Source organism: Aeromicrobium piscarium (assembly GCF_007421815.1).
Classification (GTDB): Bacteria; Actinomycetota; Actinomycetes; order Propionibacteriales; family Nocardioidaceae; genus Aeromicrobium; species Aeromicrobium piscarium.
Map to the genome: position 1 here is coordinate 65,926 of NZ_VLNT01000013.1, position 9,666 is coordinate 75,591.

A 9,666-nucleotide genomic window follows, 5' to 3' on the forward strand; every position below is an offset into this window, starting at 1 on the left:
CGGTGGCCGGCATCGACATCTCGCTTGACGTGGCCCACGTCACGTGTGTACGGTCACAACCGCTAGGCGGTTTTAAAAACCGTAGAACGGTTTATGGAGGGTCAATGTCGGAACCAGGAGTGCGCGTGCTCGGTCGAGCCTGCGCTGTACTCGACTGCTTCACCGAGGCGGAGCCGTGCTTGGGCGTGGCGGACATCCGTCAGCGAACGGGCCTACCGGCCACGACGGTCGCCCGCATCGTCACGACGCTCGTGCAAGAGGGACTGTTGGTCCGCGAGGGCGATGACTATCGCGTCGGCCTGAGGGTCCTGGTCTGGAGCGCCCCCGCCCGGGCGGGCTCGAGCCTTCTCGGCGTCGCGCGCCCCTTCGTGGAGCAGCTGCGGGACGTCACCGGCGAGAGCGCCGGGTTGTATGTCCGCCAGGACCACACCCGTGTCCTCGTGGAGGCCGCGTCGTCCCACCACTCGGTCATCTACCGCGGCTACGTCGGGCAGGTCCTGCCGCTGCACGCGGGTGCCGCGGGCAAGTGCTTCATGGCCTTTGACGGTCAGGCGCTCACCGCCGCGGCCACTGCGGGATTCGAGCGGTACACGGACTCGACGGTCGTCGAGCGTGATCGCCTGGACGAGCAGCTCGCCCTGGTGCGCGAACGCGGCTGGGCCTACAGCGAGAGCGAGCGCGAGGTCGGCCTGAACTCGGTCGGCGCGCCGATCATCGGATTCGGCGGGCGACCGGAGGCCGTGCTGGCGATCGGCGGTCCGTCGACCCGGCTCGATCAGGCGGCCGCCGAGCGCGTCGGCCCGATCGTCGCCGCGACGGCGAACGCGATCGCGGCCCGCATGGGGCACGTTCCCACAGAGGAGCGTGTCGATGTCTGACGCCCAGCTGCTGTCGGACCTGCTGCGCGCGGATCGGCTGCTCGTGGCCCCCGGCGTCTACGACGGACTGTCGGCGGCGGTCGCCGCTCGCGCGGGAGTCGAGGCCGCCTATGTCTCCGGGGCTGCCGTCTCGGCCTCGGAGGGACTACCCGATATCGGCTTGACGACCGTCACGGAGATCGCCCGCGCGATCGCCGTGGCACGCCGTCACCTCACCGGCGTGCCGATCATCGCGGACGGTGACACCGGCTTCGGCGACGAGACCAACACCTTCCGCACAGTGCAGACCTATGAGACCGCGGGCGCCGCCGCGGTGCAGCTGGAGGACCAGGTCTTCCCGAAGCGGTGCGGTCACCTCGACGACAAGGCGCTCGTCGAGGCCGACGAGTTCTGCCTCAAGATCGAGGCCGCCACGGCCGCCCGCTCCACGGCGCTGATCGTCGCGCGGACCGATGCCGTCGCGGTCGAGGGGATCGACGCGGCCCTCCGGCGCGCCCGGCGCTATGCCGAGGCCGGAGCCGACGTGATCTTCGTCGAGGCTCCTCAGACGATCGAGCAGATCGCCGACATCCCCGCCGCCGTCAACGTTCCCGTCATCTTCAATGTCGTGCCCGGGGGCAAGTCACCCGATGTCTCACGAGAACAACTCGAGGAGTTCGGCTATGCCGGGGCCATCCTTCCGGCCGCGACCGTCGGCGCCGCCTTCGCGGCGATGACTGCGGCGATGGCCGATATCACCGGTGGCCGGCTGTCGTCGGGCCCCGCGGTCGCTCCGCGGGTCCTGTTCGAGGCCGTCGGTCTCGACGCGTGGCTCGGACGCCGCGCCAGCGGGGAGCCCGCGCATGCCTGACACCATCATCGAGAAGATCCTCGCCCGCTCGTCCGGTTCGTCCGAGGTCCGCCCCGGACAGATCGTCACCAGCGATGTCGATATGACCGTCGTCATCGACGTGCAGTTCGCCCACGACCGGCTCGGCGACGTGCGTGCCGTCCACGACCCCGACAAGATCGCGGTCGTCCTCGACCACGCCGTCCCCGCGCCGACGCCGCGCGACGCCGAGCACGGCAGCAAGGCACGCGACTTCGTGGCAAAGCACGCCATCGACCGCTTCTACGACGTGGGGCGTCACGGCATCGTGCACCAGGTCATCGCCGAGCAGGGCCTCGTCCTTCCCGGCACGGTGGTCTGCTGCACCGACTCGCACACCTGCGCCGGCGGCGCGCTCAACTCGGCCGCCCGTGGTCTCGGACCGCTGGAGATCCTCCAGATGATCTGCACCGGCCAGACCTGGTACCGCGTCCCGCCCACCATCCGCTACGAGCTCACGGGCACCAAGCCGACGCATGTCAACGGGAAGGACATCTTCCTCGCCATCGCGGGCGCCTACGGCGATGCCACGGACCACGCCCTGGAGTTCGGCGGACCGGGGCTCGCCTCGGTGCCGATGTCGGACCGTCGCACCATCGCCACCCAGGGCGCGGAGATCGGAGCGGACTTCACGCTGTTCCCTTACGACGACCTGACCGAGGCGTTCCTGGCGGAGGTCGCGCCGGGCGCGACGTACGTGCCGAGCAACGCCGACGCGGGCGCTGAATACGCCGACGTGCGCACGATCGATCTCTCGACGATCGAGCCGATGGTCGCGCTGCCGGGAACGGTCATCAACAACGCGGTCCCGTTGAGCCGGCTCGAGTCCGTCACGATCGACCAGGCGTTCATCGGATCCTGCGCCAACGGCCAGCTCGCCGACCTCGAGGTCGCCGCTCGCATCGTCTCGGGACGGCGGGTGGCGCCGGGGGTGCGGCTGATCGTGACACCGGCCTCGCAGCAGGTGTACCTCGACGCCGTCAGGCTCGGCTACGTCGCCACCCTCGTAGAGGCGGGAGCGGTGGTGACCAACTCGACGTGCGGTGCCTGCTTCGGCTACCACATGGGCGTGCTCGCGCCGGGCGAGGTCTGCGTCACCTCCAGCACCCGCAACTTCCGCGGCCGTATGGGCAGCGCCGAGGCGCAGGTCTACATGGCGTCGCCGGCCACCGTGGCCGCATCGGCGTTGATCGGACGCATCGCGAGCCCCGACGAGCTGGCGGAGGTCGCCGCATGACATCGACACTTCGCGTCCGCGGTCGCGCCTGGGTCTTCGGCGACGAGATCAACACCGACGACATGTACCCGGGCTTCGCGATGAAGCTGCCGGTGCCCGAGGCGGCACAGCACATGTTCGACGCCACGCGTCCGGGCTGGCCCCGACTCGTGGAGGCCGGTGACATCGTCGTCGCCGGACGCAACTTCGGCCTCGGGTCGAGCCGCGCCTGCGCCGAGCTGTTCGTCCACCTCGGGATCTCGTGCCTGATCGCCGAGCAGTACAACTCGCTCTTCCATCGCAACGCCCTCAACTACGGCCTACCGGCGCTCGTCGTCCCGACGGCCCGGCAGTTGATCGACGAGGGTGATGTCCTGACCGTCGATGCGGCGGCGGGCCTGCTGCGCAACGAGACCCGCGGGGTCGACCACCAGGTCGAGCCGCTGCCGGAGTTCGTCACGGAACTGATCGAGGGCGGCGGACTCATCAGCCGTCTGGAAGCCGGGGGATACCTGGATCGCGTCGACGCGACCAGCACCACAGGAGGAAAGTCATGAAGTCCAGCAATATCCTGATCGCCGGTGCGGTCGCCTCGGCGCTGTCGTTGAGCGCGTGCGGCGGCGGTGGCGACGCGAGCGAGGTCACCTCATTCGACATCGCCGTCAGCAATGCCTCCGAGCCGTATTCGATCCCGTGGCTGGTCGGCAAGGACCAAGGATTCTTCGAGGACCGCGGCGTGACGATCGGCGATATCGTGCCCGGCAAGGGTGGCGGCACGACCGTCCGCAACATGCTCAGCGGCGATCTGCCGATCGCCGACGTCGGGTTCACCTCCGTGCTGGAGTCCAGCGAGGCCGGGGCGCCCCTGACAGTGGTCGGCGGTGCCACACAGAGTGTCTACGGGCTCGACTTCTATGCCCTCGATGCGAACGCCGAGGTGAACTCCATCGAGGACATCGGCACCTGGGCTTACACCAATCCCCAGTCGGTGACGCAGGCGCTCACCTTCATGCTCCCGCAGGTCGCCGGGGTCGAGAAGACCGTCGAGCGCACCTCATCGGGTGGCGTCGGCGAGGGGGTCGCGCTGCTGGAGGCCGGTGACGTCGATGTCGCGGTGGTACCGCCGTCGGTCGTCGCCAAGAGCGACAAGTTCCGTGTGGTGGTCTCCAGCGCCGACTACCTCGAGAAGTTCCAGCAGAGCGTCATCGCCACGACACCCGAGTTCGCGGAGCAGAACCGGGAGACGGTCGAGGCCGTGGTGGCCGGGTATGCCGAGGCCGTCGAGTTCATCCGCGAGAATCCCCAGGAGGCCGCCGACCTGTACGCCGAGTACATCGAGATCGATCCTGCCGCGGCGAAGGCGATCGTCGACCATGCGCTCGACTACGACAACTGGGGAGCCGGGTTCGATGCCGAGGCCATCGAACAGGCGGTGGAGGCCCAGCGCATCGCGATGGATTCCGAGGAGCTCGAGTTCTGCGATCTGTTCCAGGACGACTTCCTGCCCGCCGGTGTCTCGGACACCCTGCCCTCCGAGTGCGGGTGACTCGCCGATGAGTACCCAGACCGTCCAGGAGGACGTGCCCATGAGCAGCACCACGACGCCCATCGTGCGGGCGACCCAGGTCGAACAGCACTTCGGTCCGGTCCACGCCCTCGGCCCGGTCGATCTGCGGATCGAACGAGGAGAGTTCGTCTCGATCGTCGGTCCCAGCGGATGCGGGAAGTCCACTTTGCTGGAGATCGTCGGCGCGTTACAGGATCCTGCCTCGGGCACGGTCGAGATCGACGGCGCCCCGGTGGACGGCCCCCGCCGGCGGACCGCGATCGTGTTCCAGGAGTCGGCGACGCTTCCGTGGCGGACCGTCCTCGACAATGTCGCCTTCGCGCTCGAGGTGCGAGGGATCGGACGCAAGGAACGCCGCGACAAGGCGCGCGAGCTCGTCCAGATCGTCGGTCTGGCCGGCTTCGAGGACCACTATCCCGCGCAGCTGTCCGGCGGCATGCGGCAACGCGTGGCCATGGCGCGCGCGATGTCGACGGAGCCGGACCTGATCCTGGCCGATGAGCCGTTCGGTGCTCTCGACGAGCAGACCCGCATGCTGATGGCGGAGGAGCTGCTCCGTGTGGTCGACACGATCGGCTGTGGCGTCCTGTTCATCACGCACAGCATCCAGGAGGCCGTGTTGCTGTCGGATCGTGTCCTGGTGATGGGCCGCAGGCCGGGCACCTTCATCGACGAGGTGCCGATCGACCTGCCTCGCCCGAGGTCCCACGTGGCGCTGTCGGAACAGTCGGCGACCGAGGCGCAGGAGCGGATCTGGGCGCAGATCCGCAGTGAGGCCGAAGTCGCGATGCGGAGCGAGCGGTGACGGCGCGTTCGGTCGTCCCCGCCTATGTGCGCCCCACGCCGGCACGGGTGGCGGGACTTCCCGCTCGGGCGTGGACGCTCGTGCTCCTCGTCGTGATGGTGGCGTCGCTGGAGCTCTACGCTCGATCCGGCGCGGTGTCCCGCCTCGATCTCATCCCCGTGAGCGAGATGGCGACGCGATCCATCGAGCTGCTCGGCGACCGTGACTTCGTCGTCGACGCCCTGCTCCGTAGCGCGCTCCTGATCTGCGTGAGCTTCGTGGCCTCGGCCCTCGTGGGCGTGGGCGTCGCCTATGCGATGTCGCGCTATCGATGGATCCACCGGGCGATGAAGCCCTATGTGAACGTGTTCTACGCGCTGCCGATCTTCGCGCTCTACCCCGTTATGGTCGTGATGTTCGGGACGGGGATGGTGCCGATCATCCTGCTGGCGACGCTCTTCAGCGTGGTGATCGTCATCTCCAACTCCCTGGTCGGGTTCGAGTCCACGCCCCTGATCGTCACCAAACTCGCGCGATCGCTGGAGATGACGCCGGCTCAGCAGCTGCGCAAGATCCTCCTGCCATCGGCGCTGCCCGACATCCTGGCGGGCCTCAAGCTCGGTCTCGGCTATGCCATCATCGCCGTTCTCGCCACGGAGTTCATCCTGGCCACGACCGGGCTGGGTCAGGTCGTCAACCGGGCCTACAACAACTTCAACACCGTCGACATGTACGCGGGCATCGTCTTCGTGAGTGTCTTCGCCCTCCTGGCGAATCTCGCACTGAGCGCCGCCCTGAGCTCGTTCGACTGGAGGCGCCGATGAACGCCCGTAGCGCACGTGAGAGCCGCCGGGGCGCCAGCGCCGACCGGCGCCCCGGGTCTCCTGCCTGGGTCCCGCCCCTCGTCCTCGCCGGACTCATCGTGATCGCCTGGGCGGTCTCGTCGGCGCTGGCGGACAGTGCGGTGTACCCCAGCCCGGCCGAGGCGCTGGAGAGTCTGTGGTCCGATCTGTCGAGCTCGCGATTCCTCGGGAGCGTCGTCGACACGGCCCGGGTACTGCTCCTGTCCTACGGGGCGGCCGTCGTCATCGGGTCGGTCGCCGGGATGATGCTGGGCCTCAGCGCCTTCTGGTCCGGTGCCGCGCTGCCTCTGGTCTACGCGCTCAACAGCATCCCGAAGATCGTGCTCTACCCGATCTTCCTGCTCTTCCTGGGTATCGGCGATATGAGCCGCGGGTCCTTCGCCTTCGTCTCCGGCGTCCTGCCGATGTTCCTGATCATGGTCGAGGCGACCGCCGGGGTCAGCCGGCTCCACCTGAAGATGTCCGCGAGCCTGGGCATGTCGCGGTGGTCGCTGATCCGACGCATCGTGGTGCCGAGTGTCCTGCCGTCGCTCGCGGCCGGCATGCGATTGTGCTTCGGGCTGACCCTGATCGGGCTGCTGCTGGCCGAGATGTTCTCCGGATCCTCCGGTCTGGGCTATGAGCTGCTGCGCAACCTGTCGCTGGCCCGCGTGGAGAACATCATGGGCCAGGTCCTTCTCATCGGGGTGCTCGCCCTGGTTCCCACTCTCGCGCTACAGCAGCTGGAGCTGCGTATCCGCCGACGTTACGAGGTGACGCCATGACGACCTACTCGCCCGCAGAACAGCCGACCGATGCCGCCGGGGTCACCGGTCGGTTGGCCACCTGGGTGGCCGGGCTCCAGCACGATGACGTGCCTCAGCCCGTCCGTGAGCGTGCCCGCCACCTCGTCCTGGACGGATTGATCTGTGCGCTGGTCGGTGCCCGGCTGCCCTGGTCCGAGCGCGCGGTCGACGCGGTCGTGGCGCTCGAGGGGAAAGGTGACGTCCCCGTCATCGGGTGGGGTCTGACCACCTCGGGTCCGGCGGCGTGCCTGCTCAACGGGACCTTCATCCAAGGCTTCGAGCTGGACGACTATCACGTCCGTGCACCGCTGCACAGCAACTCCCTGGTGGTGCCGAGCGCGCTCAGCACGATCTCGGCACTCGGCCGGACCGTGTCGGGGAAGGAGACGCTCACCGCTCTCATCGCGGGGTACGAGGTGGGGCCGCGCGTGGGGCTGGCTCTGCACGGTGCCGAGATGTTGTCCCGGGGGTGGCACTCGGGCGCGGTCTTCGGCACGCACGCGAGCGCCGCGACCTCGGCGCGCCTGCGTCGGCTCGATCCAGCGAGGATCGAGGACGCTCTCGGTCTCGCCGGCACACAGTCCGCCGGGTTGATGGCGGCGCAGTACGAGGCGATGTCCAAGCGCATGCACCACGGATTCTCCTCCCGCAACGGCCTGTACGCCGCGGCGCTCGCCGAGGCCGGCTACACGGGTATCAAGCGCGTGTACGAGCGCGAATACGGCGGATTCCTCGCCACCTTCGGTGAAGGCCACGATCCGCGGGCCGACCTGATCGTCGATGCTCTCGGCGGTGAGTGGGCGCTCCTGGACACGGGCGTGAAGGCGTATGCGGCCATGGCTGCCACGCACGCGCCCATCGACTGCGCCCTGGAAGCACGTTCTCGGGGGGTCGTGGGCGACGATGTCGAGTCCATCTCCGTCGAGGTCTCGCACGCGGCGTACCACCACGGCTGGTGGCGTCCCGAGCGGCCGTTGGAGACGATCGGCGCCCAGATGAACATCGGCTATGCCGTCTGCGTCGCGCTTCTCGACGGCCAGGTGCTCGCCGAGCAGTTCACGCATGACCGGGTTGGTGCCGACGATGTCTGGAGCCTCCTCGATCGCGTCGACGTCCATCACTGCCCGGCGTTCGATGGTCCCGAGGATCGTTTCCGCACGCGGATGGTCATCGCGTTGCGCTCGGGCGAGTCCGTCGAGATCGAGGTGGCGGGCCCGCTCGGCGGTCCGACGCGTCCGTTGTCGAATGCCGACGTGGTCGCCAAGGCTCGCCGCCTCGCTGCCTCCATCGACATCGTCGAGCGGTGGGCGCGTATCGAGGACCTGGTGCTCGGTCTCGACTCGCTGTCGGACGTGTCGGTGCTCATCGCCGAGCTCACTGCACCCGTTCCCGCACTCCCCATCGCTCTGTGACGGAAAGGCCCCTCATGTCCAACCTCGCCAGCCTGCTCGATGAGACCACCGCGAAGTATCCCGACCGTGTTGCGATTGTTTTCGGCGATACGCGTTTGACGTATGCGCAGGTCGATGGCGCGGCGAATCAGGTCGCGAATCTGTTGGTGTCGCGCGGTATTGAGCCGGGTGACAAGGTCGCGATCTCGATCCCGAATCTGCCGTACTTCACGATCGTGTATTTCGGCATTCTGAAGGCCGGTGCCACGGTGGTGCCGCTCAATATCTTGCTGACCGCGCGTGAGGTCGCCTATCACCTCGACGACTCCGACGCGAAGGCGTACTTCGCGTTCGAGGGCGCACCGGGTGTGCCGATCGGCGACAACGCGTGGGAGGGCTTCGGCCAGGTCGAGGGCGTCAAGGACTTCTTCTTGATCAAGCTCGATTCGGCGGCTCCGGCGCCGTTGGAGGGACCGGAGTACTACGCCCCGTTGGTCGCCGAGCAGTCACCGGTCTTCGAGTCGGTGGCGCGCGATGACGATGACACGGCGGTCATCCTCTATACCTCCGGGACCACGGGTCAGCCCAAGGGTGCTGAGTTGCGGCACCGCAACATGTACGACAACGCCGCGTTGGGCGAGTCGACCTTCCAGGCCGATGAGAACAACCCGGACACGTATCTGGCGGTCCTGCCGTTGTTCCACATCTTCGGGCAGACCGTCATCCAGAACGGCTGTCTGCTGTATGGCGGCACGATGGTGATGTTGCCGCGTTTCGAGGCCGAGCCGGCGATCAGGCTGCTGTTGAGTGAGAAGGTGACCTTCTTCGCCGGGGTGCCGACGATGTACTGGGGTCTGCTGGGTGCGCTCGATGAGACGGTCGATGTCGCCGAGATCGCCAGGAACCTGCGGGTGGCGGCCGCCGGCGGCGCGGCGCTGCCCGGCGATATCCACCGCCAGTTCGCCGAGAAGTTCGGTGTCACGATCCTGGAGGGTTATGGCCTGTCGGAGACCTCGCCGGTCGCCTCGTTCTCGCCGTGGGGTAAGCCGCCGGTGGTGGGTTCGATCGGCACGCCGGTCAAGGGGGTGGAGATGAAGCTCATCGACAACGAGTGGAACGAGATCGCCGATGATCCTGAGGCGATCGGTGAGATCGCGATCAAGGGTCACGGGATCATGAAGGGCTACTACAAGCGCCCGGCCGCGACTGAGGAGGCGATCCATGGTGAGTGGTTCCGTTCTGGGGATCTGGGTCGTCGTGACGAGAACGGTTATTACTTCATCGTCGATCGCAGCAAGGACATGATCATCCGTG

10 protein-coding genes are annotated in these 9,666 nt (G+C 67.8%); all 10 read left to right on the forward strand.

The annotated features are described in order from the left end of the window. Positions 1 to 104 precede the first annotated feature (104 nt). Positions 105 to 878, forward strand: a complete 774-nt coding sequence (locus FNM00_RS14310; protein WP_143914226.1) for an IclR family transcriptional regulator — start codon at positions 105 to 107, stop codon at positions 876 to 878. After that, a complete protein-coding gene (locus FNM00_RS14315) occupies positions 871 to 1,728 on the forward strand; it encodes an isocitrate lyase/PEP mutase family protein (protein WP_143914227.1) in 858 nt (285 codons plus the stop codon). Before FNM00_RS14310 ends, FNM00_RS14315 begins: the two co-directional genes overlap by 8 nt. After that, positions 1,721 to 2,983 carry a 3-isopropylmalate dehydratase large subunit gene (locus FNM00_RS14320; protein WP_143914228.1) on the forward strand — a complete coding sequence of 421 codons (1,263 nt, stop codon included), beginning with the start codon at positions 1,721 to 1,723 and terminating at the stop codon, positions 2,981 to 2,983. Before FNM00_RS14315 ends, FNM00_RS14320 begins: the two co-directional genes overlap by 8 nt. Next, positions 2,980 to 3,519 (forward strand): LeuD/DmdB family oxidoreductase small subunit, encoded by a 540-nt coding sequence (locus FNM00_RS14325; RefSeq protein ID WP_143914229.1) that lies wholly within the window; start codon positions 2,980 to 2,982, stop codon positions 3,517 to 3,519. The genes FNM00_RS14320 and FNM00_RS14325 overlap by 4 nt, the downstream gene beginning before the upstream one ends. After that, entirely contained in the window at positions 3,516 to 4,508 is a 993-nt protein-coding gene (locus FNM00_RS14330; protein WP_143914230.1) for an ABC transporter substrate-binding protein, read from the forward strand. Before FNM00_RS14325 ends, FNM00_RS14330 begins: the two co-directional genes overlap by 4 nt. Positions 4,509 to 4,548: 40 nt before the next feature. Continuing rightward, the gene (locus FNM00_RS14335) at positions 4,549 to 5,334 is read left to right on the forward strand and encodes an ABC transporter ATP-binding protein (protein ID WP_221933746.1); all 786 of its coding nucleotides are present in this window, start codon (positions 4,549 to 4,551) and stop codon (positions 5,332 to 5,334) included. Further along, positions 5,331 to 6,137: an ABC transporter permease gene (locus tag FNM00_RS14340; RefSeq protein WP_143914232.1), complete on the forward strand. Its 807-nt coding sequence runs from the start codon at positions 5,331 to 5,333 to the stop codon at positions 6,135 to 6,137. The genes FNM00_RS14335 and FNM00_RS14340 overlap by 4 nt, the downstream gene beginning before the upstream one ends. Continuing rightward, positions 6,134 to 6,940 carry an ABC transporter permease gene (locus FNM00_RS14345; protein ID WP_143914233.1) on the forward strand — a complete coding sequence of 269 codons (807 nt, stop codon included), beginning with the start codon at positions 6,134 to 6,136 and terminating at the stop codon, positions 6,938 to 6,940. The genes FNM00_RS14340 and FNM00_RS14345 overlap by 4 nt, the downstream gene beginning before the upstream one ends. Next, the gene (locus FNM00_RS14350; protein ID WP_143914234.1) at positions 6,937 to 8,373 is read left to right on the forward strand and encodes an MmgE/PrpD family protein; all 1,437 of its coding nucleotides are present in this window, start codon (positions 6,937 to 6,939) and stop codon (positions 8,371 to 8,373) included. Before FNM00_RS14345 ends, FNM00_RS14350 begins: the two co-directional genes overlap by 4 nt. Before the next feature lie 14 nt (positions 8,374 to 8,387). After that, a partial coding sequence (locus FNM00_RS14355; protein ID WP_143914235.1) for an AMP-binding protein occupies positions 8,388 to 9,666 on the forward strand: 1,279 nt, incomplete at its 3' end.

Coding starts and splice junctions, on each gene's coding strand:
- FNM00_RS14315 (WP_143914227.1), top strand. CDS start 871: ATGTCTGACGCCCAGCTGCTGTCGGACCTGCTGCGCGCGGATCGGCTG.
- FNM00_RS14325 (WP_143914229.1), top strand. CDS start 2,980: ATGACATCGACACTTCGCGTCCGCGGTCGCGCCTGGGTCTTCGGCGAC.
- FNM00_RS14320 (WP_143914228.1), top strand. CDS start 1,721: ATGCCTGACACCATCATCGAGAAGATCCTCGCCCGCTCGTCCGGTTCG.
- FNM00_RS14350 (WP_143914234.1), top strand. CDS start 6,937: ATGACGACCTACTCGCCCGCAGAACAGCCGACCGATGCCGCCGGGGTC.
- FNM00_RS14345 (WP_143914233.1), top strand. CDS start 6,134: ATGAACGCCCGTAGCGCACGTGAGAGCCGCCGGGGCGCCAGCGCCGAC.
- FNM00_RS14335 (WP_221933746.1), top strand. CDS start 4,549: ATGAGCAGCACCACGACGCCCATCGTGCGGGCGACCCAGGTCGAACAG.
- FNM00_RS14330 (WP_143914230.1), top strand. CDS start 3,516: ATGAAGTCCAGCAATATCCTGATCGCCGGTGCGGTCGCCTCGGCGCTG.
- FNM00_RS14310 (WP_143914226.1), top strand. CDS start 105: ATGTCGGAACCAGGAGTGCGCGTGCTCGGTCGAGCCTGCGCTGTACTC.